The following is a 22,546-nucleotide window of genomic DNA, read 5'->3' as shown; positions in this document are numbered from 1 at the left end:
CCTTGACACCGGTGCTTGCCGATACTAAAGTAGTCTAAGAAGAAGCATCCAAGAAGAAGCTTTTTGAGGGGAAATACTGAAAGGAGGGACGGCCGTGGATTTTAGCAGACTATGGGGCACATTGCCGCCGGACGTGCTGGATTTCCTTCTTCGCCGCGATGTCGTGCGAAAGATGGCTCTGGAGAAGGGGAAACAGAAGCTGTATGATTATCTGGTCATCGTGAACGAAGATAATCGGCCCAAGGGCGTTCAGCTCAGGCGGACCCGCCTCCTGCAGAACCTCCTGGAGGCGGTCAACAAGGCCTATGAGCAGGGGCGCGTTTCGCCTCATGTGACGCGAGCCATCATCGGCAATCTGGTGGGCAGCACAATCTTGAGAGAAAAAGAGCGCACCCACGGCTTCGTGCAGAAGTACGGCTTTCCGCCTCCCCATCTGCTGACCATAAGTCCCACGAAAAAGTGCAACCTCTTTTGCAAGGGCTGTTACGCAGCCAGCTCGGCGGGCAACAGCGAGACTCTGACGGCCGAGGTCCTGAACAGGATTATCAAGGAGAAGAAACAGCTCTGGGGCTCGTACCTCACGGTCATCACGGGAGGAGAGCCGCTCCTGTACAAGGATGACGGCAAGGGCATCCTGGACATATTCGAGCAGAACAACGACAGCTATTTCATGATGTACACCAACGGCACCCTCATCACCCGCGAGGTGGCCCGCCGCATGGCCCAGTTGGGCAACGTCACGCCGGCCATCTCCATAGAGGGTTTCCAGAAAGAGACCGACGGCCGGCGGGGAGAGGGAGTATACCGGAGGATACTTCAGGCCATGGAAAACCTCCGGAGCGAGGGCGTCCCCTTCGGCATAAGCATGACGGCGACCCGCCATAACGCCGAGGTGCTGCTTTCCGACGAGCTCATAGACTTTTATTTCGAGCACCAGGGAGCCATCTACGCCTGGCTCTTCCAGTACATGCCCATCGGCCGGAGCTACACGGTGGACCTCATGGTTACCCCCGAGCAGCGGGTGAAGATGTTCCAGCGGGAGCAGTACCTCATCAAGGAGAGGAACATTTTCCTGGTGGACTTCTGGAACGGCGGGCCGTACTCCCACGGGTGCATCTCCGCGGGCCGCACCGGAGGGTACTTCTTCATAGACTGGAACGGCAACATCGCGCCGTGCGTCTTTTTCCCTTACTACGTCTCCAACATCTATGACGTCTACAGGGAGGACAAGACGCTGGACGACGTGCTCTTTTCCCCGTACTTCGAGAGCATCCGCACCTGGCAGAACCTTTACGGGTACGCCCAGCCGCCCCGAAAGGTGGGCAACTTCGTCACACCCTGTCCCATGCGCGACCACCACGACGTGGGGCACAGCATCATCAAGCGCTTCAAGGCAAGGCCCATGGACGAAAACGCCGCGGCCGCCCTGGAGGACGCTGAGTACAGGGAACGGATGAGACAGTACGGCCGGGAGATAACGTCTCTTACGCAGGACCTGTGGGAAGAGGAGTACCTGAGCCACGAGAAAGAAAAAGAACCGGTCGACGAAAGGGCGGAGCAGTCTCTCATCTAGCGTTCTTTTAGCTGCCGTGAAAAAGGCCTCCCTTCGAGGAGGCCTTTTCTTTGCACCGCAGGGCGGGCAGCCTCTCAGTTGCTGCCGTAGGTGCGCTTTTCCTCGTCGAACACGCGGGCGGTCTCCAGAAGGAGGTGCATGGTGTCGGTCTTGATGTTGACGTCCCCGGTCGTCTCGCCGTGAACGATGTGGAAGTTGCCGGACGCCCACCTGGCCATCTCGAAGAAGGCCTCCCGTCCGCTCAGGGAGCCCGTGGAGGCATGGACTATCTTGCCGTGGCTCATGTAGATATCGCCGTCGGCGCCCTCCGTGAAAAGCTCTATCTTCGCGGTCTTCAGGCCGAGGTTCAGTATCTGGATGATATCGGTGAGGTTGAAGTCCTCAAGCGAGCCCGAAAGCCCCCGGGGTTCTTTCTTTCTCTCCTCCTTCGGGGGCGCCGCCCCGTCCAGCATCGTGCGGATGGCGGAGACCAGCTCTCCCATGTTGACGGGACTGACCAGGTACAGGAGCTTTTCGCCCCTGAAATGCCTCGGGTACTCGGCATTGGGGAGGATGAAAATGAAGGGCTTCTCGCGGATGCCGGGTATCTCCTGCATGGTGTTATAGAAATGGATGAAGGTCTTCTGGTCCAGGAGCTCCACGTCCGCCACGATGAGGTCCGGCTGCCGCTGCTTCGAGACGCGGATGGCGTCCAGGCTGTTTGATACGTGCACCACCTTGGTCTCATTGGCATCCACGCTGAGCCGTATGAGGGCCGAGAGCGTGGGCTGCCTCTCCAGAAGGAGGATGGACCTCTTGGCCGCCACCTCGGAGGGTTCCTCCTTCAGGACCTGCATGAAGACCTCCACCACCTCGGGGTCGAACTCCTTCCCGGTGGACTTCGTGATCTCGCCGACGGCCTCTTCGCTGGAGAGGGCCTTCCGGTAGGGGCGGTCGGTGGTCATGGCCACATAGGAGTCCGAGATGTGCACGATGCGGGCCCCGATGGATATCTGCCTGCCCCGGAGACCCGCGGGGTAGCCGCTGCCGTCGTAGTTCTCGTGGTGCTGGGCGATGATGGAATCCACGTCCCAGGGGAACCGGACGTCGCGCAGTATCTCCACGGCATTCAGGGGATGGGTCTTGATGGAGAGAAACTCGTTAGACGTAAAGCGCCTGCTCTCGGCCAGCAGCTTGTTCTGGATGCCCACTTTCCCGATGTCCTTCAGCAGGGCGGCGCAGCGAACGGCGTCCACGGTGTCTTCGTCCAGGCCCATCCGCCGGGCTATCTTCACCGAAAGGCTCGCCACAAGCTGGTCGTTATTGAAGAAGAACCGGTCGTCGACCTCGAAGACCTGAAGGATGCGGTCCAGGAAGGAGAACAGGAAGTTCTTCATCTCCCCGAGGCGCCCGTTCAGGGCGTCCTCCCGGCGAATGGAGTCCTGGAGGAACTGCTTGAACCCCTCGTGGCTTATGGAGAGCTTCCCTTCGTCGCTGGCCATCGCGTCCAGGAAGAGAACGGTCACATCGGGCCTCGTCCTCTGCACGATATCCCTGAACTCAGCGGTCTCCGTGGAGCTCATACCCTGGCTTGCCAGGACCATCCCTATGTCTTCCTTCTTCAGGTAATGGATGCTCTCCAGGACACGGCCGGTCTCGAAAACGATGAAGTCCTCGGCCCGCAGAAGGTCTCCGAGGAGGTGCCTTTCCTTCTCATTTTCATTGAAAATCAGAATTTTCTTTACACCCATATCATAAATCTCTTTAATAAAATATAATTAAATATAAAGATGCCCCGGATAATAGTCAAGAGAGGGAAATCACCGTTTCGGTGAAACCCACTGAATTCTCCCCTCAAGCCCCGCGGTTACATACCGCTTGCCCTCCTCATCGACCAGGACGCCCTCGAACCCGTTTTTTTCCAGAAGCTCGAGGCCTTTTTTCCGGCCCATGACGAATACCCCCGTGGCGAGGCCGTCGGTGAGGACGGCCTCCGGGGCCACCACGGTCACACTCACCAGGCCCCGGGCCGGGTATCCGGTCCGGGGGTCCAGGAGGTGGTGGTACCTGACGCCGTTTCGGATGAAGTACCGCTCGTAGTCACCCGAGGTGGACACGGCCTGGTCCCGAAGAGGAAGGACGGCGATGAGTTCGTCCTCGCCGGCTCCTCCGGCCTCGGGCCTCGGATTGCGTATGCCGACGCTCCACCCACCGCCGCCGGGCTTTGTGCCGAAGGCCCTGATGTCCCCCGCCACAGAGACCAGCCCGGCCCGGATGCCCTTTTGCTTGAGGACCTGCACGGCCTTGTCGGCGGCATAGCCCTTGGCTATCCCGCCGGTGTCAAAGGACATGTCCGCGCGGCTCAGGTAGACCGTCCGCTTCTGCCTGTCCACCTCTATGGCCCGGTAGCCCACCCGGGCCAGGGCTTCCTTGACGGCCTCCGGCCCGGGCTTTATCTTCTTTCTGAAGTCCCAGAGGCGGATGACGGGGCCGATGGTGGGGTCGAAAGCGCCGCCGGTGAGGCGGGACACCTGGAGGGCCCGCTCCACGATTTCGAGGGTCTCAGGGGAGACGTTAACGGGGCTTCGTCCGGCCTCCCGGTTGATGGCGGCTATCTCGCTGTCCCGGGTCCAGAAGCTCAGGAGCCTCTCAAGCCTGCGGATTTCCTGGAAGGCGGCCTCTATGGCCGCCCCGGCCTTGTCCTCCGATTTCGAGACCACGGTGACGGTGACCATGGTGTCCATGGCAAACGTGGTCTTCCTGAACATCCGCTCTCCGCCCTGCCGCGTGCAGGCCAGAAGGACGAAAAAGGCCAGAATGACGGGAAGAAATCTATTTCGCATGCCTGTTTACCCTCCGGGCGGGCCCGAGCTTCCGCTTGAGGAACGAGCCGGTATGAGACGCCCTGGAGCGGGCCACCTCCTCGGGCGTGCCAAAGGCCACCAGCCTGCCCCCCCGCTCTCCCCCTTCGGGGCCAAGGTCTATAATATAATCGGCCGATTTCAGGATGTCCAGGTTGTGCTCGATGACCAGGACCGTGTTGCCCCTTTCCACGAGGGTGTTCAGGACCCCCAGGAGCATCTCGATGTCCACGAAGTGCAGGCCCGTGGTTGGCTCATCGAGGATGTAGAGCGTCTTTCCCGTGGATTTTTTCCCCAGCTCCCTGGAAAGCCGCATCCTCTGGGCCTCTCCCCCCGAGAGCGTCGGGGCCGGCTGCCCCAGCGGAACGTAGCCCAGGCCCACGTCCTCCAGTATCTCGAGCTTCTGCCTGAGCGGGGGGACGGCCTCGAAGAAGGTGCGGGCCTCCGAGACGGTCATCGCAAGGACGTCCGCAATGCTCTTGTCCCTGTAGCGTATGTCCAGGGTTTCCTTGTTGTAGCGCTTGCCGCCGCAGGTGTCGCAGGGGACGAAGGCGTCGGGAAGGAAGTGCATCTCCACTTTCCTCATCCCGTCGCCGTGGCAGGTCTCGCAACGGCCCCCCTCGACGTTGAAGCTGAACCGCGAGGCCTTGTACCCCCGCACCCGGGAGTCCGGAAGCCGGGCGAACAGCTCCCGGATGAGGGTGAATACCCCCGAGTAGGTGGCCGGGTTGGAACGGGGCGTCCGTCCCAGGGGGGCCTGTTCCACGCAAATGACGCGGTCGATGTTCTCCATCCCCTTGACGCGCTTTATCCTGCGGCGGTGCTTCCCCGGGACGCCTCTTCGGCCGAGGTGCCTCCTCAAAGCCTTGAAAAGGACCTCGAAGACGAGGGTGCTCTTGCCGGAGCCCGAGACGCCGGAGACACAGACGAAGACCCCCAGGGGGACGTCGACGGCCAGGTTCTTGAGGTTGAACTCCGCCGCTCCCGTTATCTCCAGGTAGCCCGCGGGGGTCCGGCGCCGAGGGGGAAGGGGGATGCCCTGCTCTCCGGAGAGGAACCTCCCCGTCGCCGATTGCGCTTCCCGCTCCACCTCCGAGGGGCTTCCCGCGGCCACCACCCATCCCCCCCGCACCCCGGCCCCGGGGCCCATGTCCACGATGTGGTCGGCCCACCGCATGGTCTCCTCGTCGTGCTCCACCACGATGACGGTGTTTCCCCTGTCTCGGATGGACGAGAGGCTCTCGAGCATGCGGGTGCAGTCTCGGGGATGAAGCCCGATGCTGGGCTCGTCCAGGACGTAGAGCACCCCCGTAAGAGAGGAGCCCATCTGGGTGGCAATCCGTATCCTCTGGGCCTCGCCTCCCGAAAGGGTCATGGAGGGCCTGTCCAGGGTGAGGTAGCCCAGGCCGACCTTGCCCAGGAAGGTGAGCCTGTCCTGCACTTCGGCGAGGATGCGCGCCCCGATGGTGCGTTCCCGTTCGCTCAGGGAGAGGTCCCGGATAAAACGGAGAGCCCCCTCGGCCGGCTTGCGGGAAAACTCCCCGATATTGATGCCGCCCACCCTGATGTGCAGGGCCTCCTTCCTCAGGCGGAGTCCTCCACAGGTCCTGCAGGGCCTGAGCTCCTCGGGGGACTCGTCTTCGCCGTCCTCCCAGAGGTCCTGAAATCCCAGTCCACGGCACGTAGGGCAGGCCCCCAGGCGGCTGTTGAAGGAGAAGAAACGGGGCGTAATCTCCGGGTAGCTGATGCCGCAGCGCGGGCAGGCCATGGTCCTGCTCAGGGGGATGTCCCGGTCCTCGTCCGTCAGGTTTATGATGACCGTGTCGGCGTACTTCAGGGCCGTCTCTATGGCCGCGCGCAGGGGGCGGGAGACATTGGGCTTGATGATGAGCCGGTCTATGACGACCTCTATGGTGTGCCGCTGATGCCTCTTCAGGCTTATCTCCCCGGTGAGGTCCGTCATCTCTCCGTCAATCCGGGCGCGGATGAAGCCCTCCGCCCGCATCTGCTGAAGCTCCCTCTTGTACTCCCCCTTCCTGTCGCGGACCACGGGGGCCAGTATCTGGATGCGGCTCCCTTCGGGCATCCCCATCACCGTCTCTATGATGGTCTCGGCGTCCTGGCTGGTGATGGGCGCCCCGCACCGGTAGCAGAAGGCCTTGCCGATGCGCGTGTACAGGACCCGCATGTAGTCGTAAATCTCGGTGATGGTGCCCACCGTGGAGCGGGGGCTCCTGGCCACCGTCCTCTGCGTTATGGCGATGGAGGGGGAGAGGCCCTCCATGGAGTCCACGTCTGGCTTCTGCAGCTGCTCCAGGAACTGCCGGGCGTAGGCCGAGAGGCTCTCGACGTAGCGCCTCTGGCCCTCTGCATAGATGGTGTCGATGGCCAGGGATGACTTCCCCGAGCCCGATGGCCCCGTGATGACCGTGATGCGGCTGCGGGGGATGACCAGGTCTATCCCCTTGAGGTTATGCTCCCTGGCTCCCTTTATCACTATGGAGTTCTGCATTGCTGGGGAAACGTTTTTCCTTAACCTTTTAATATAAATAAATTGCGGCGCGCCGGGCAACCGGAGGGGCCAGCCCCACGTCGGTGAAACCCCGAGCGTTTGCTGCACCGGGGCTTGCGGGAATTTCTCACCGCCCATAGGGGAGGGCAGGTTATCTCCCGGCCCATGTGATGGGTGGCCGGGGGGCAGGCCCCCGGCGACGGGGAGCGGACAACCGCGCTCATGGCCGCCACCCCGTGAGAGCCAAGGAACAACATATCTAGTCAAAACAGGGACTTATATGCTATACATTCATAAACAACTTTAATATCTTGAGGCCTCAGGTGACAGCTGAAGAGGGGGATGCAGATGGCAAGGAGGCATCCCGGCTAGCCGTCCGTATCCCTTTATGGGCCCGGGAGGGGCAATGAATCCATCGGCCGCGGGGAGTATGGGAAGGGAGGGGCCGCGGGGGCGGGGCCCCTCCCTGAGGGATGTGCCGGGGGTGTCATTTCTTTTCGGACGCGCTTCTCATCTGCGCGGCGTCCTCCCTTATCCTGGCCAGGGATTCCTTCAGGGGCGCCCAGCCGTACCAGTGCATGTAGTCGGGGTTGAAGTGGAAGGCCCCCTGGAAGGCTCGATTGCGGTACTCAAGGAGCATGAGGAATAGGTCCTGCTCCACGGAGCTTTTGGCCTCGTAGAACTGAAGGAGGTCCGGCGCGTAGTGCCAGCCGGCGGGCTTGGCAAGAATGCCGTCCTCATAGAGCCCATTAACGATTCTGATGGCCTGGGCCAGGACGCGGTCGCTCTCGCGAACGATCTGGTCGGCGGCCTCGAGCTGTCCGCGGGCGAAGGAGCTGCTATGGCAGTTGGAGCAGACCCCGAGCATCTGCTCACGCTGCTCCTGGAACCCCTCCCTGGTGAGGCGGGCCACCTTGCCGGCCTTGACCACGTCGAACCTCTCGGTCGGGTTGCCCTCGGCGTCCAGGACGCCCAGGGCCTTCAGTATGGTCACCCGGTCGGCCATCCACGCTGGGTCCTGCTCCGGGAGCCTCAGAGCCAGAAAACCCCAGGCCGTCATCACATCGTGGTCTCCGCCGGGCATGTGGCAGGTCTGGCAGGTCGGGGCGCGTTTGCTCCCCCGCCCCTCTATCTGCCAGATGGTGCCGTGCTTGGAGGTGGACCACATCTCCCACTGGGGATGGTCAAAGCCCATGTGGCAGGTCTGGCAGGCCCTGGGGTCGCGGGCTTCTTTCGCGGAGAAGGTGTGCCGGGTGTGGCAGGAGTCGCAGGCCCCGCTTCCGTAAGCGTACTGCTTGAGCTCCTCGGCGGATTTGAGCCCTACCTTGTGGCAGCCGGAGCACCCCTTGTACCCTTCGGCCACGATGGGGCTCGGCTGGTGGTTCAGCATGGGCATTGCCTTCATGGCTATCCAGGCGAGGCTGTGCTTGCCTTCCTTGTACTGGGCCACCTGCTTCTGGTGGCAGGAAGCACAGGTCTCGGGGGTGGGCATCTTGGCCTTCTGGACGTCCTCGGCCGAGGTGTGCTCGGAGCCGTGGCAGACGGAGCAGTCAAGCCCCTTCTTTCCCATCTTGCCCGAGAGGTGCTGCTCCACGATATTGGGGGTTATCTCCCTGTGGCAGCTGATGCAGGTGCTCTCCTGTGCCGAAATGGCCAGGGAGGGCAGTGCCAGAAACAAAACCGTTACCATGAGCCTCACTGCTGTCATAAAGCTCCTCCTCCGATGTGGAATGCATGTGAACTGCCGCGCTCTCAAGAAACAGCACCACTATAGCGGGTCCGAGGCGTGCCCGGTATGACCCACGTCATACCGGGCATCTTTTACAGGGAATTGACAGGGCAGGGGGAGGTCATGTATAGTTTAGAAACTGCGCAACTTGTTTACCGGCGTTCCGCTCCCTGGGGGACGCCATGAACGGTGCGCCTGCCTTCTTTCCCCTCCCCGGAAGGAGCAGGCGCACTTCTTTTTCCCGAATGGCATCCGCTTCCCCCCTTCATTTGATGGGACGTCGGAGGTGCGGTATAATCAGAGTTTGCCATGAGCCCGAAAAACGGCATTCTCAAGAGCGTTTCACTGTACCTCCGGATGGTCAAGGTCGCCCATTCGGTATTTGCTCTGCCCTTCGCCCTAACGGCTGCCGTCATCGCGGCGGGCGGAGTTCCCCGCTGGTGGACGCTCCTGTGGATTATCGTCGCCATGGTGGGTGCCAGGAGCGGAGCCATGGGCCTGAACAGGGTCATAGACCGGAAGGTGGACGCCAGAAACCCCCGGACCCGTTCCCGGGAGCTTCCCTCCGGGACGATACGTGCCCAGCACGCGCTTTTCTTCTCTCTTGTCTCGCTGGGTCTGATGGTGCTTGCTGCCGCCATGCTCAACCCCCTCTGCCTGAAGCTCTCGCCCATCGCCGTGGCGGTCCTGGCCGTCTATTCGCTTACCAAGAGGTTTACGTGGGCCTCCCACTTCGTCCTGGGGCTGGCGCTTTCGGCCGCTCCCCTGGGAGCCTGGATAGCCGTCCGGGGAACCTTCGACTGGCGGGCCGTCCCCCTGGCCCTGGCGGTTTTCTTCTGGCTTCCGGGGTTTGACATCCTCTATGCCCTCCAGGACGTGGAGTTCGACAGAAAGGAGGGCCTTTTCTCGGTGCCCGCGCGGTTCGGCGTAAAGAGGGCGCTCCTTCTGGCGCGCCTCCTGCATCTTCTTTCCTGGGGGTTTCTGGCCCTCACGGGCGTGCTCTTCGGGTTCGGCCCCTGGTACTGGGGAGGCCTCCTCGTGGTCGGTGGCCTCTTCCTCTACGAGCACTCCTTGGTGCGCGCCGACGACCTGAGCAGGCTGGACATGGCCTTCTTCAACATGAACGGCTATATCAGCGTGACGGTCCTCTTTTTCACCGCGGCGGAGGTTTTCCTCCGTTGAGCCCGGAGAGGCAAAAGTGATATATAATCAGCTATGCGCGTAATTGTCGTCGGCGCCGGAGAGGTGGGCTACCAGGTCACCAAGTTCCTGGCCCTGGAGAAACAGGACGTGGTGGTGGTGGACCGCGACGCGGCCAAGCTCGAAAGGATCAGCGAAGAGGTGGACGTGGGCACGGTGGTGGCCGACGGGTGTTCGCCCTCCGGGCTCAAGGAAGCGGGTGCGGAAAACGCCGACATCCTCCTGGCTGTCACCGACAGCGACGAGACGAACATGATAGCCTGCATGCTGGGCAAGGCCATGTTCGCCATTCCCCGCAAGATAGCCCGCCTCCGCAACCCCGAGTATTTCCGCAACGAGAAGCTCCTGAGCAAGGAGCACCTGGACATAGACCCGGCCATCAGCCCCGAGATGGAGGTGGCCGGGGCGGTCGTCCGCCTCCTGGAAACTCCCTTCGCCACCGATGTGGAGGACTTCGAGGAGGGCCTCATCAAGGTCGTGGGGTTCCGGATGCCGAATGACTCGGCCATCACCGGCAAGCCCCTGAAAAGCATACGCGACCTGGTGCCTCCCAAGAAGTTCCTCATCGGCATCATCGAGAGGGACGGCACCGTCATCATCCCCACGGGCGATGACGTTATCCTCCCCGAGGACGTCATCCACATGCCCGTGAAAAAATGGGAGGTGGGCGATGCCATCCGCTTCCTCGGGGCCTCCACCAAACCGGCCAAGAAAATCATGATAGCCGGCGGCGGACGGGTGGGCCTGGCGGTGGCCGCCGCCATGGAGTCCCGCGCCGATGTAAAGGTCATCGAGAGGGACGCCGGAAGGTCCAAGTTCATCAGCCGGAGCCTGAGAAAGGCTATCGTCCTTCATGGGGACGGCTCCGACGAGGCGCTGCTCAAGGAGGAGAATATCGCCGACATGGATGCCTTCGTCTCGGTCTCCAACAACGAGGAGCTGAACATAATGTCCTCCCTCCTGGCCAAGCGCCTCGGGGCCAAAAAGACCATCACCATCGTCAACAGGCCGGACTATCTCGCCCTGGCGCGCGGCCTGGGGCTTCAGGCCGTCCTGAGCCCCCGCGTCATCACGGCAAGCTCCATCCTGAAATATGTCCGGCGGGGGGACATCCTTTCCATCACCTCCGTGGCCGATGACAAGGCCGAGATCCTTGAGGCGCGCATCGGGGGCTCCTCGGCCCTCATCAACAAGCAGCTCAAGGACGTCCGGCTGCCCAAGTCCGCCCTGGTGGGGGCCATCGTCCGGGAGGACAACAAGATCATCATCCCCTCGGGCCAGGACACCGTGCACGAGGGCGACAAGCTCATCTTCTTCACCCTGCGGGAATCGATCAAGAACGTGGAGAGCCTCCTGGAGTGAGACGGGCCCGGAGGAGATGAACCTTCCCCTCATCCTGAACTTCATCGGTTCGGTCCTGCTTATCCTTTCTCTCTTCCTCGTCGTTCCGGTGGCCATCTCCTCCCTGGGCGCGCAGCCCGGCATCCAGGCGCTCCTGGTCACTTTCGGACTCTGCCTCCTGGGCGGCGCCCTCCTCTATGTCCTTACCCGGAAGCACAGGAAGGAGAGCCTCCGGCACCGCGACGTCTTCGCCGTGGTCACCCTGAGCTGGCTGGTGGCCAGTCTGCTGGGCTCCCTGCCGTACGTGCTCTCGGGGGACCTCCCTTCCTTCACCGACGCCTATTTCGAGGCGATGGCCGGGTTTACCACCACGGGGGCCACCGTGGTGACCGACATAGAGGGCATGCCGCGGGGGATACTCTTCTGGCGGCATCTCACCCAGTGGATAGGGGGGATGGGCATCATTCTCTTCGCTTTGGCCGTCCTGCCTCTGGTGGGAAGCGGGGCGATGCAGCTTTTCAAGGCAGAGGTGCCGGAGGTGACGGTGGACAAGCTCCGCCCCCGCATCATCGATACGGCCAAGGCCCTCTGGTACATCTACGCCGCCCTGACGGGCCTGGCCGTGCTCCTGTATGCGGCAGGGGGCATGGACCTCTATGACGCCTTCTGCCATGCCTTCACCACCTTGGCCACGGGCGGGTTCTCCACCAGAAACGCAAGCCTGGCCTCCTATCGAAGCCCCTTCATCGACGTCGTGGCCACGCTTTTCATGTTCATGGCGGGCGTCAACTACACGCTGTACTTCCGCGGGTTCCGCGGAGAGCTCTCCCGGTTCTGGCGAAGCAGTGAGTTCCGGTTCTACGTCACCGTCACCCTGGTGGCCATCGTGCTGGTGACCTTGAAAATTGCCGGCTCGGAATACGAAAATATAATTACGTCCGTCAGATACGCGGCCTTTCAGGTCGTTTCGGTCATGACCACGACGGGATATACCACGGCGGACTACGGGCTCTGGCCGCCTTTCGTCCAGGCGCTCCTTGTGTTGCTCATGTTCTTTGGAAGCATGGTCGGTTCCACCGGCGGGGGGATGAAACAGGTGCGGGTCCTCCTGATGCTCAAGCAGGGCTATCGGGAGCTCTACCAGCTTATCCACCCCCATGCGGTCACCACGATGAAGCTGGACCGGCGGTTCGTGCCGAAGGAGGTGCTGGGAAGCATCTGGGGGTTTCTGTTTCTGTTCCTCACCATCTATGCGCTGGCAATCCTGGCGATGACCGCCCTCGGGCTGGACCTCGTGACCAGCGCTTCCACGGTCGTATCGGCCATGAGCAACGTGGGCCCGGCCCTGGGTGCGGCCGGCCCCGCGGAGAATTATGCCGGGTTGCCCGCAGCGGGGAAATGGGTACTGATTTTCTGCATGCTGGCCGGCAGGCTCGAGGTCTACACCGTGATAGTTCTCTTTGTGCCGAGGTTCTGGAAGAAGTAGCGGATGAAAATATATAAAAGAACGGGCTTCTGGCTCATCCTCATCGCCCTGGCCGCCCTGGGGTTTCTCGTCTACACAAGGACGCACGTCACCGTAGAGGTAAAAACCCAGCCCGTCGAAAGGCGCGACTTCGCCCTTACCGTGACGGCCACCTCCACGGGCACCATCCGGGCGGACACAGAGGTAAAGATAACCGCCCAGCGCACGGGCAGGCTCTCCTCGCTCCCTGTGGTGGAGGGTGACATCCTCAAGGAGGGGGACACCATCGCCGAGATCGACCCCGTGGAGGCCCGGCTCAATCTGGAGCTCGCAGAGGCCGCCCGTGCGAGGGCCCGGGCCTCTCTCCAGCAGATGCGCGCCTCCTACGAGGCGTTTCAGGTGGAGGTGGAAACAGGCATCGAGAAGGCGCAGGCCGAGCTGAAGGAAGTCCGGGCGCGCCACCAGAAGCTCCAGGAGCTTCAGAAGAAGGGTTTCTTCTCGGACCTGGACATGGCCGCCGTGCAGCGGGAGTACCAGGTGGCCGAGTCCGCGCTTCAGAACGCCCTTTCGCGCAAGAGCCTTCTTCAGGCCCGCAAGGACGAGATACGCGCCCAGCGGGCGGCTGTCCGGGAGGCCGGAAAGAACCTCGAGCTGGCCCGGCTCACCTACCAGTACTCCTTCATCAAGGCCCCCATCTCCGGCATTGTGACCGAAAGGCCCGTGGACCTGGGGCAGACCGTGACCAAGGGGACCCTGGTGGCGGCCATGATTTCCCCCGAATCCCTCTACATAGAGTCCTTCGTAGACGAGGCTGACGTGGGGAAGGTCAGGGTGGGCCAGCCCGTCCGGGTGACCATGGACGCCTATCCCGGCCGCACCTTTCGGGGCGAGGTTTACAGGATTTCCCCGGTGGTCACGGGCGGACGGCTGGAGAGCAGGACCTTCGAGGTGAGGACCCGGCTCAAGGACCCCACCGTGGTGCTCAAGACGGGGATGTCCGCCGACACGGAGATTGTCGTCGAGACGGTCCAGGACGCCCTGGTCATCGAGTCCCAGGCCGTGGTGGACAGGGACGGAAAGAAGTTCGTCTACGTAAAGGACGGCGACAGGGCCGCCCTCCGGGAGGTCACCGTGGGCCTTTCGGACTGGACCCATACCCAGGTCCTTTCGGGCCTGAGCCCGGAGGACGTGGTTATCGTCAACCCCGACGTGCCGGGGCTCAAGGCGGGGGCCAGGGTAAGGGCGGAAGGATGATAGAGCTGAAAGATGTCAGGAAAGTCTACGTCCTGCCCAAAATCCAGGTAGAGGTCCTCAGGGGAATCAGCCTTACGGTCGGAAAGGGGGAGTTCGTGGCCGTCATGGGGCCTTCGGGGTCGGGCAAGTCCACGCTTCTCCATCTCCTGGGCTGCCTGGACCGGCCCACCTCCGGAGAGTACCTCCTGGAAGGCGCGGAGGTAGCCGGCAAGTCAGACAACGAGCTTGCAGCCCTCCGGAACAAGAAAATCGGGTTTGTCTTTCAGAGCTTCAATCTTCTCCCGCGCCTGCCGGCCTGGAAGAACGTGGAACTTCCCCTCCTGTATATGGGCGTTCCGGCCGTGGAGCGCAAGGACAGGGCGATGCGGATGCTGGAGAGGGTGGGCCTTGCCCCGCGGTCCAACCACAAGCCCAGTGAGCTCTCCGGCGGCGAGCAGCAGCGGGTGGCCATCGCCCGGGCCCTGATAAACAACCCCGCCATCATCCTGGCCGACGAGCCCACCGGCAACCTCGACACGCGGTCCGGCCAGGAGATAATGGACCTGGTGGCCGGGCTTCACGCCGAGGGGGCCACCATCATCATGGTCACCCACGAGGCCGACATCGGCCGCCGAGCGGGGCGCATCATCTCCATGAGGGACGGTCTTTGCTACGATGGATGTTTTTGAGACCCTGAGGATTTCCGGCGACTCCCTCCGCGTAAACAGGATGCGGAGCGTCCTGACCATGCTGGGCGTCATCATAGGGGTAGCCGCGGTCATTCTGCTGGTGTCCATCGGCGAGGGGGCCCGCAGCTACATCAAGCAGGAACTGGGGGAGCTGGGCTCCAACATCCTTATCGTCGTGCCGGGAAAGACCTCCAAGGAAGGAGGCATGCACATGGGGACCTCCTCGGTAAGGAAACTGGTCTATGACGACGCCGTGCTCCTGGAAAAGCGCTCCGGAAGCGTGGAGGAAGCGGTCCCCGTAATGCTCGGCACATCCTGGATAAAGCACGACGGCCGCTCCCGGGACACCTACATCGTGGGGGCCACGGAGAAGTATTTCCCCGTCAGGAACCTGGGCATCGAGGTCGGGAGGCCCTTCACGCGCTCCGAGGTGGAGGCCAGCCGCAAGGTCTGCGTTCTGGGGCGCACGGTCAAGAGGGAGATCCTGGGGGACCAGAACCCCCTGGGGGCCATCGTTACCCTGGGGGACGCCAAGTACCGGGTCGTGGGCGTGATGGAGAAGAAGGGCGTCACCCTGGGCAGCGACCTCGATGACGTGGTCTTTATCCCGGTCACGGCGGCCCGGGAGCTCTTTGATACCGACGCCCTCCTGAACATCACGGTCAAAGTCCGTGGGCCGGAGTACATAAAGAGGGCCAAGAAGGAGATAACCGAGATACTGACCAGGAGGCACGCCGGCAGGGAGGACTTCACCATCCTGAGCCAGGACGAGATGCTCAGCGTGATGAACAAGATACTGGCCATCATGACCGCGGTCCTGGCCGGCATCGCCGCAATCTCCCTTCTGGTGGGCGGCATCGGCATTATGAACATCATGCTCGTCTCGGTGCGGGAGCGCACCAGGGAAATCGGCATCCGGAAAGCCATGGGGGCCCGGAACTCGGACATCCTTCTGCAGTTCCTGGTGGAGTCCGTCACCCTGAGCGTTCTGGGAGGCTCCGCCGGAATCGTGCTCGGGGGCGGCCTGGCAACCGTGCTTCCGTACTTTGTCTCTTACCTGCCCACCCATCTGCAGCTCTGGTCCGTGGTGCTGGCCTTTTTCTTCTCCGTGGCCGTGGGTGTCTTCTTCGGCGTCTACCCAGCCCGGAAGGCAGCCCGCTACGACCCCATCGTCGCCCTGAGATACGAATAACCCGCCCGAGCCTCTCCTTTTAGCGCGGCATTGTGCGTTTCCGCATGGATGAAGGCCCTTTCTTTTGGGTATACTAAAAGCACTCTAGCGATAGGAAACTACATAAAGTATTCATGGGAAAGGCTCGGAAATTACTGAATAAAAAAGTCCTGTTCGTCCTTTTCCTGGCCGTGGCCCTTGCCGTTTTCGTCCGTGTCCTTCGCGGACCTTTCGTCTCCGATTACCTGAGACGGACCGTCCTGGCCGACATAACCCGGGCCACGGGCTACCAGGTGGATGTCGAGCGCATCTTCATAAAACCCCTGCCCCTTGTTGTGGAGGCCCGGGGGGTCACGGTGGCCGGGCCGGACAAAAGAGAGGTTCTGCGGAGCAAGGGAATAAAGGCCTACGTGAACCTGTCTTCCCTGTTTTCCGGGCACGTGACCATCCAGCGCCTAAGCGTTCTGGAGCCCGCGGCCTCGGGTGACAGGAAGGATTTCGAGGCCCTGGCGGGCCTTCTCAGGGGCAGGCACGGCGCGCACTCCCCGGTCAGCCTGGAGGTGAAGGTCGTCACCCTCAAGGGAGGCCGCCTCACGCTCCGTGACTCGCCCACGGGCTCTCCCCTTACTCTATCGGGGCTCGACGCGACCGTGCTTCTCCGCAATGAGCCGGAGGTCTCCTTCTCCGTCGGGGCGGTCGGCCCTCTTTCGGTATGGCATACAAGGGCGGTGGAGGCGTCCGTGGAGGGTGAAGCCGTTGTGGGACCGAAGGGCCTGCGGCTCGACAGGCTGGAGGTCAAGTCCCTGGAGGCGACACTGAAAGGGAAGGGCACGGTGTCGTACCAGGGCAGGGTGGCCCTTGCCCTGGACCTGGCACTTCCTTTCTCCGCCGTAAAGGAGGCCCTTTCTTTAGAGAACCCCGGGGAGGGCACCGTCCGGGTGCAGGGAAAGCTCGAGGGCGACGTCAGAGACCCCGCCTTGGACATGAAAATTGCCGGGGGCTTCCGCCTTGCGACCCTCATGGAGGCCCTGGGCGTGCACGGGTACACCCTCACAGGACAGGTTGACCTGAAGGGCACCGTCTCGGGACCGCTCTCGGGTCCCGTGGGCCGGGGCAGAATCACCCTGAGCAAAGGCAGGCTCTTCGGCCTGAAAATCGACGAGACCGCCTCCGACATCGCGTATGAGAACGGGCAGATGCGCTTTACCGCCGCCCAGGGCAGGCTCTATGGCGGCACGGGCAGGGCGGAGGCGTCCATCGGAATCCCCCGGGTAAGGCCTTACACGCTGGACGCCTCGTTCGAGGGCATAGACGCCCACGCCGCCCTGGAGCTTGTGGGGCTCGGCTTTCTCAATCTGCCCCCGGGGCGCGTTAAAGGGGAGCTTCATACCGCGGGGATGCATTTCGACCCGCACGGAGAGGTCGTCTTCACGGCCTCGCGCGAGCGGCCGGGCGACCCGGTGGGAAGAATAAGGAAAATCGCCGGAAAGTTCGATGAGAAAGAAGACGTTGTCACCCTCCAGGGGTTCACCATGGAATCGGCGGCCTCGGAGGCAGCCTTTTCAGGCACCGTGGACCGCGGGAAAAGAGAGCTTTCCCTGGACTGCCGTTTCCTGGCCCGGGACCTCCGGGCGGCCCTGGCGCCCCATTTTCAGGAGATAAGCGGAGAGGGCGCCTTCGCGGGCTCTCTGAAAGGGAGCTTCGAGGAGCCCGTCCTCGAGGGAGACGTGGAGGCCCACGGGACCGCTTACGGCGGCTATCCTCTGGGCAGCGTCCGGGCACGTGTGCGCCTGGGAGAGACGTTTCTTGAGGTGGACCGCGCCCAGGCCGTCCTCGCCGGCGGCGTTACGCACGCCGTCAGAGGCACGGTTACCTTCAAGGGGTCCACAAGCCTCTTTGACTTCAGCAACCCGTCCTATGACCTTGCGGTCTCCCTCTCCGGCGCACCGCTCGGGGATATTCTCGTTCTTTTCGGCAAGGACATCGACGCCAAGGGCAAGGTGAAGGCCGATTTCACCGTGAAGGGCAAGGGGGTCGAGCCCACCCTGGCCGGGCCCGTGCGGATACGCGGGGGGGCCCTGTACGGGCATCCCGTGACGGAGGCCTCTTTTCTTTTCTCCCTTGGCCGCGGAGTGGTGAGCGCAAAGGACGGGCATATCCGGTCCGACGGGGCCTCCCTGGACTTCCAGGGACATCTCTCCCCCGAGGGCTCCTTTGCCTTCGAGGCATCGGGCGGCAATCTCGCTCTCCGAGACCTCGTCGAGAAAACCCCCGTCGATTACACCCTCTCGGTGAGGGCCCGGGGAGAGGGCACTTTCGAGAACCCCTCCATCACCCTGGAGGCCGACCTGGCCCGGGGGAGCTTCCGCGGGCAAGACCTGGGCAATGCCACCGTCCACGGCGTCCTCACGGGAGATTCCCTGCTCTTCAAAGGGGTCGCCCTGGACGGCAAGGCGACGGTGCAGGGGAAAGCCGGGCTTACGGAAGAGCTGCCCTGGAGCGCGGAGGTGGATCTCGAGTACGGACGGTATGCCTTTCTCCTCACCCCCCTCCTCAAGCAGCCCCCCCAGGACCTTACCTTCAACGTGCTTGGGCATGCCAGCCTCTCGGGCGACAGGAAGAGCTTCGGCGGCTCCGCCCGCTTCGGGACCCTCACCTTCACCATGTACGGCCAGGGCTTTGCCAACGATTCGGACATCGTCCTCGCCCTTCATAACAGGGAAATCCGGTTCCAGAAGATGGTGCTCAGAAGCGGCAACACCTCTCTGAGGGTGTCGGGAGGGCTGGACATGGGCTCCTCCCTGGATGTGACTCTGGAGGGCAGTACGTCACTGGCGCCCCTGACGGCATTCTCCGACACCATCGAGACCCTCCGGGGCACGGCGGATTTCGTTTTCACGCTTCAAGGCCCGTGGGAAAGGCCGTCCCTGGACGGGGGGCTCACCCTGGAGGGTGGGCACCTGGCGGTGGCGGACTTTCCTCATCGTTTCAGCGACATGGAGGGCTATCTCTATGTGGACGACAACAAGGTGATTATCGAGGACGCCAGGGCGAAGGTGGGGGGCGGACGCGCCTCGGCCACGGGAGTGGTCGAGCTTGAGAAGTTTGGGCTGAAGCGTTTCCAGATAGAGACGCGTCTGGAGGACGTCAACGTCCAGGCTGCGCGAAACTTCCCGGTCAACATCGGGGGAAACATCGTCTACGTTGGCACCCCCAGGGGGCAGGACCTCACGGGAGATATCCGGATAAACCGGGCCGTCTACCGCAAAAGGGTGGACTGGAAGACGTGGCTCGTCTCCTCCCGCAACGGCGCCCCCAAGGTGGCCGCCTCCCGGGGCTGGCCGGACACCGTCGGCCTGAACGTGCATGTCCAGGGTGCGGAGCATGTCCGCCTGGACAACAACATAGCACGGGCGCCCGTCGAGGTGGACCTGAACGTGCAAGGCACCGTGGGAGCGCCGAAACTCTTCGGGAGGGTGGAGGCCTCCGAGGGAAAAGTCTACTTCAGAAACAGCGAGTTCCGTATCCTGCACGCCACCGTGGACTTCATGGACGCCGACTCCCTCGGGCCCCTGGTTACGGTGGCCGCCGAGACCAACCTCAAGGGCTACCGCATCTGGCTTAACCTGGAGGGCCGGATGGGCGGGGTATTCGACCTCAACCTCAGCTCCGACCCCCACCTGGAAGAGGAAGAGCTTCTGGCCCTCCTGACGCTGGGGGACTACGGCGAAAACCTCACGGGCCTGGAAAGCGGTATCGGGGCGTCGGAGGCCACCTCCTTCCTGACGGGAGAGGTGCAGGACGTCATCGAGGAGCGGCTCACCAACATCACGGGTCTGGACAGGGTCCAGATAGACCCCCACGTATCCAGGAGCACCGGGACCCTCACGCCCCGGATAACCGTCTCCAAAACGCTCCTCAGCGACAAACTCTACGTCACCTACTCCTCGCCCGTCAGCAGCACGGAGGAGCAGGAAATCAGGCTCGAGCTGCTCCTGGGCGAGAACGTCTCCCTTCTGGGCGGACGCGACGACAGGGGCAGCGTTGGTGCGGACATCACGTTCAGGTTCCGGTTCGAGTAGACGTGGGGCCCGCGAGGAAAACGCCCGGCTCCGGCCCGACCGTTCCTCCGTTCGTTCTCGCCGCCCTTCTTCTCATGGCCTTCTTTGTCTTTCGGCCCTTGAGCGCCCTGGCCTCCTACCCCGTCGGCAAAGTCAGGGTGGAGGGACTCTATTGCATATCCGAGGAGGAGCTTCTCTACCTGCTGGGCATCTCGCCGGGCATGGACCTCAGTACAGGGGAGGCGACCCGCGGGATAAAAAGGGCCTTCAGGAAGGGCATTTTCGAGAGCATTTCGGTGGAAAGCGGGGCAGGGGGGCTTATCGTTGTCCGCGTGAAGGAGCGGGATTTCGTAGATAAAATGGAGGTCAGGGGCAACGAAAACGTGTCCGATTCCTTCGTCAGAGAGCACCTGGGCATGCAGGAGCACGACCTGCTCCGGTACGACCTGCTCACAAGAAAGCAGGAGGCCCTTGCCCGAGCCCTCGAAAAAAGGGGATATCCCTCGGCCACGTTCACCTTTCAGTTCTCCCAGACGCACAACCCGCACAGGATACGAGTCCGGGTAAACCTGGATGAGGGAACGCCTCTCCGCGTAAAGAGAATCGATTTTGACGGCGTCATGGCCCAGGACGTCCGCTATCTCATGAAGACGAACGTGGGTGGAGTCTACGACCAGTTCAAGCTCGAAGAGGACCTGGAGCGCATCAAACGGCATTATCGGAAGAAGGGCTACATCGACCCCGCGGCGGGGCCGTATTCCTACGAAGACGGCGTTTTGAAAGTGCGGGTGCGGCCCGGGAGACAGCTTGAGGTCAACATCGTCGGGAACGAATCCGTTTCCGGGAAGAGCCTGAAGGGCGTTTTACCCTTCGAAGAGGCCGGCTCCGCCGCGGACGAAGTGGTGGAGGAGGCGCTGTCCCGGATTCTGGAGGTCTATCACGAGGAAGGCTATCCCTCCGCGCAGGTGGCGCCCGTCAAGGCGATCTCCGACGATGTGGTGCGGCTGAACTTCTATGTCTACGAAGGCCGCAAGGTCCTTGTGGACTCCATCCATATCGCGGGCTCGAACATAGAGGAGAAGAAGATACGGGACATGATGTCCCTGAAGGAGAGGCACGCGTTCAACCCCGCCCTCCTGAAGGAGGACGTAGAGAGAATAAGAGAGCTCTACAGGGCCCTGGGCTACACGGACGTCTCCATAGCCGAACCCGACGTGAAAATCCTGGACTCCTGGGCGACCATAAAGATAGAAATCGAGGAAGGCCGGCAGGTTCACATAACGGAGGTGAATCTGAGGGGCGTCCGGTCAATCCCGGAAAAGGACATCCTCGATGCCCTCACAATAAAGTCCGGCAGCCCGTACAACGACGTGGACATATCCGACAGTCGGAGAGAGATTCTCAGGCTGTACAGAAACCGCGGGTTTGCAAACTGCGCCGTCACCGTGGAAAGGACTCTCACCGAGAAGGGGGCTGCCCTTCTCTACCGCGTGCACGAGGGGCCCCGCATGTTCTTCGGCAAGACGGTGGTAGCCGGAAACAGGCGGACGAAGCCCGAGGTCGTCATGCGGGAGGCAGCCTATGAGGAAGGGCAGCCCTTCAGCCAGGCCCTTCTCGCCGAAACGCGCCAGAGGCTATACAAGACGGGGCTTTTCTCCAACGTCGAAGCGCGGCCCATCCAGCGGAAAGGCAGCCGGAAGGCCGACGTCCTCATAGAAGTCGAGGAAGCCAAGGCGGGCACCGTGGAGTTCGGCGTCGGCTACGGCGAGTACGAAAGATACCGCGGCTTCCTGGAGGTGGGCTATATCAACCTCTTCGGGATGAACCGCCGGGTCTCGGCCCGCGTGGAGGCCAGCACCCTGTCGGAGCGCTACATCCTGAACTTCCAGGACCCGTACTTTCTGGGAAGGGCCCTGGAAAGCAGGACGCTGCTGTTGTATGAACAGCGCACCGAAGAGAACATCGACACGCGCGAGACCCGCTACAAGCTTCGCCGGCTGACGGCGAGCACGAGCCTGGAAAAACAGTTTACTCCCCAACTGAAAGGAAGCATCTCCTATGAGTACAGCCTGGTGAAAACCTTCCACGTTCAGCCCGGCGTCATACTGACCCGGGAAGACACCGGCACCCTGGGGATCAGCTCCCTCACGCCGAGCCTTTCCTATGACACCCGGGACAACCCCTTCGACCCCCGGAGGGGTTTCTTCCTGGGCGGCAGCCTGAAGGTCGCAACCCAGGCCCTGCTGTCGGAGACGAACTTCGTCAAGGGCAGGTTCCAGGCGAGCGGATACCAGGCGCTTGCCCGGTGGCTCGTCCTGGCCGCCTCTCTTCGCTGGGGTCTGGCCACGTCCTTTGACGAGTCCTCGGAGCTCCCCCTGGTGGAGCGGTTCTTCCTCGGCGGCAGAAACACGGTGCGAGGGTTCCCGCAGGACGAGCTGGGTCCGAAAGGGCCTGACGGGGCGCCCACCGGGGGGAACGCCTTCGTTCTGGGCAATCTCGAACTGCGCACGCACGTGACGAGGAACTGGCGGCTCGTGGGTTTCGTGGATTCGGGCAATGTCTGGGTGCAGCCGGGGGACATCAACCCGGGAGACCTCCGCTACACGGCCGGGGCGGGCATCCAGTATAACACGCCGGTAGGGCCCATCCGCGTGGACTACGGGTACAAGCTGGACCGCGAGCCCGGGGAAAGCGCGGGCGAGGTACACTTCAGCATCGGCCACGCCTTCTGA

General features: G+C 62.5%; 13 protein-coding genes. 9 read left to right on the top strand and 4 right to left on the bottom strand.

Annotated elements, in window-relative coordinates; all coding sequences use genetic code 11:
- Positions 1-94 precede the first annotated feature (94 nt).
- A complete protein-coding gene (locus P8Y39_00330) occupies positions 95-1,573 on the top strand; it encodes a radical SAM/SPASM domain-containing protein (GenBank protein MEJ2190777.1) in 1,479 nt (492 codons plus the stop codon).
- 74 nt (positions 1,574-1,647) lie between these two features.
- Here P8Y39_00330 and P8Y39_00325 read toward each other — a convergent pair whose 3' ends face one another.
- From P8Y39_00325 to P8Y39_00310, 4 genes are all read right to left on the bottom strand, one after another.
- Complete coding sequence (locus tag P8Y39_00325) at positions 1,648-3,303, bottom strand: DUF4388 domain-containing protein (GenBank protein ID MEJ2190776.1); 1,656 nt, start codon at positions 3,301-3,303, stop codon at positions 1,648-1,650.
- 69 nt (positions 3,304-3,372) lie between these two features.
- Positions 3,373-4,395 carry an FAD:protein FMN transferase gene (locus P8Y39_00320; protein MEJ2190775.1) on the bottom strand — a complete coding sequence of 341 codons (1,023 nt, stop codon included), beginning with the start codon at positions 4,393-4,395 and terminating at the stop codon, positions 3,373-3,375.
- Positions 4,385-6,925: an excinuclease ABC subunit UvrA gene (gene uvrA / locus P8Y39_00315; GenBank protein ID MEJ2190774.1), complete on the bottom strand. Its 2,541-nt coding sequence runs from the start codon at positions 6,923-6,925 to the stop codon at positions 4,385-4,387. The genes P8Y39_00320 and uvrA overlap by 11 nt, the downstream gene beginning before the upstream one ends.
- A 487-nt stretch (positions 6,926-7,412) precedes the next feature.
- Complete coding sequence (locus tag P8Y39_00310) at positions 7,413-8,633, bottom strand: multiheme c-type cytochrome (GenBank protein ID MEJ2190773.1); 1,221 nt, start codon at positions 8,631-8,633, stop codon at positions 7,413-7,415.
- 330 nt (positions 8,634-8,963) lie between these two features.
- Between P8Y39_00310 and P8Y39_00305 the strand changes: the two genes are divergently transcribed.
- From P8Y39_00305 to bamA, 8 genes are all read left to right on the top strand, one after another.
- Positions 8,964-9,836, top strand: a complete 873-nt coding sequence (locus P8Y39_00305; protein MEJ2190772.1) for a UbiA-like polyprenyltransferase — start codon at positions 8,964-8,966, stop codon at positions 9,834-9,836.
- A gap of 33 nt (positions 9,837-9,869) precedes the next feature.
- The gene (gene trkA / locus P8Y39_00300) at positions 9,870-11,216 is read left to right on the top strand and encodes a Trk system potassium transporter TrkA (GenBank protein MEJ2190771.1); all 1,347 of its coding nucleotides are present in this window, start codon (positions 9,870-9,872) and stop codon (positions 11,214-11,216) included.
- A gap of 16 nt (positions 11,217-11,232) precedes the next feature.
- Positions 11,233-12,681, top strand: a complete 1,449-nt coding sequence (locus P8Y39_00295; protein ID MEJ2190770.1) for a TrkH family potassium uptake protein — start codon at positions 11,233-11,235, stop codon at positions 12,679-12,681.
- A gap of 3 nt (positions 12,682-12,684) precedes the next feature.
- Positions 12,685-13,914, top strand: a complete 1,230-nt coding sequence (locus tag P8Y39_00290; GenBank protein ID MEJ2190769.1) for an efflux RND transporter periplasmic adaptor subunit — start codon at positions 12,685-12,687, stop codon at positions 13,912-13,914.
- The gene (locus tag P8Y39_00285) at positions 13,911-14,582 is read left to right on the top strand and encodes an ABC transporter ATP-binding protein (protein MEJ2190768.1); all 672 of its coding nucleotides are present in this window, start codon (positions 13,911-13,913) and stop codon (positions 14,580-14,582) included. Before P8Y39_00290 ends, P8Y39_00285 begins: the two co-directional genes overlap by 4 nt.
- Positions 14,569-15,774, top strand: a complete 1,206-nt coding sequence (locus P8Y39_00280; protein MEJ2190767.1) for an ABC transporter permease — start codon at positions 14,569-14,571, stop codon at positions 15,772-15,774. The genes P8Y39_00285 and P8Y39_00280 overlap by 14 nt, the downstream gene beginning before the upstream one ends.
- A 113-nt stretch (positions 15,775-15,887) precedes the next feature.
- Positions 15,888-19,835, top strand: a complete 3,948-nt coding sequence (locus tag P8Y39_00275; GenBank protein ID MEJ2190766.1) for a translocation/assembly module TamB domain-containing protein — start codon at positions 15,888-15,890, stop codon at positions 19,833-19,835.
- A 2-nt stretch (positions 19,836-19,837) separates the two neighbouring features.
- Entirely contained in the window at positions 19,838-22,546 is a 2,709-nt protein-coding gene (gene bamA / locus P8Y39_00270) for an outer membrane protein assembly factor BamA (GenBank protein MEJ2190765.1), read from the top strand.

The organism is Nitrospirota bacterium (assembly GCA_037386965.1).
Classification (GTDB): domain Bacteria; phylum Nitrospirota; class Thermodesulfovibrionia; order Thermodesulfovibrionales; family JdFR-86; genus JARRLN01.
The sequence above is the reverse complement of the archived record's forward strand: the minus strand, read 5'-3'. Positions and strand labels throughout refer to the sequence as shown.

What these genes read in the sequence shown, in the direction of transcription:
- P8Y39_00325 (MEJ2190776.1), bottom strand. Translation starts at nt 3,303, where the DNA reads ATGGGTGTAAAGAAAATTCTGATTTTCAATGAAAATGAGAAGGAAAGG.
- P8Y39_00320 (MEJ2190775.1), bottom strand. Translation starts at nt 4,395, where the DNA reads ATGCGAAATAGATTTCTTCCCGTCATTCTGGCCTTTTTCGTCCTTCTG.
- uvrA (MEJ2190774.1), bottom strand. Translation starts at nt 6,925, where the DNA reads ATGCAGAACTCCATAGTGATAAAGGGAGCCAGGGAGCATAACCTCAAG.
- P8Y39_00310 (MEJ2190773.1), bottom strand. Translation starts at nt 8,633, where the DNA reads ATGACAGCAGTGAGGCTCATGGTAACGGTTTTGTTTCTGGCACTGCCC.
- P8Y39_00305 (MEJ2190772.1), top strand. Translation starts at nt 8,964, where the DNA reads ATGAGCCCGAAAAACGGCATTCTCAAGAGCGTTTCACTGTACCTCCGG.
- trkA (MEJ2190771.1), top strand. Translation starts at nt 9,870, where the DNA reads ATGCGCGTAATTGTCGTCGGCGCCGGAGAGGTGGGCTACCAGGTCACC.
- P8Y39_00295 (MEJ2190770.1), top strand. Translation starts at nt 11,233, where the DNA reads ATGAACCTTCCCCTCATCCTGAACTTCATCGGTTCGGTCCTGCTTATC.
- P8Y39_00290 (MEJ2190769.1), top strand. Translation starts at nt 12,685, where the DNA reads ATGAAAATATATAAAAGAACGGGCTTCTGGCTCATCCTCATCGCCCTG.
- P8Y39_00285 (MEJ2190768.1), top strand. Translation starts at nt 13,911, where the DNA reads ATGATAGAGCTGAAAGATGTCAGGAAAGTCTACGTCCTGCCCAAAATC.
- P8Y39_00280 (MEJ2190767.1), top strand. Translation starts at nt 14,569, where the DNA reads ATGGATGTTTTTGAGACCCTGAGGATTTCCGGCGACTCCCTCCGCGTA.
- P8Y39_00275 (MEJ2190766.1), top strand. Translation starts at nt 15,888, where the DNA reads ATGGGAAAGGCTCGGAAATTACTGAATAAAAAAGTCCTGTTCGTCCTT.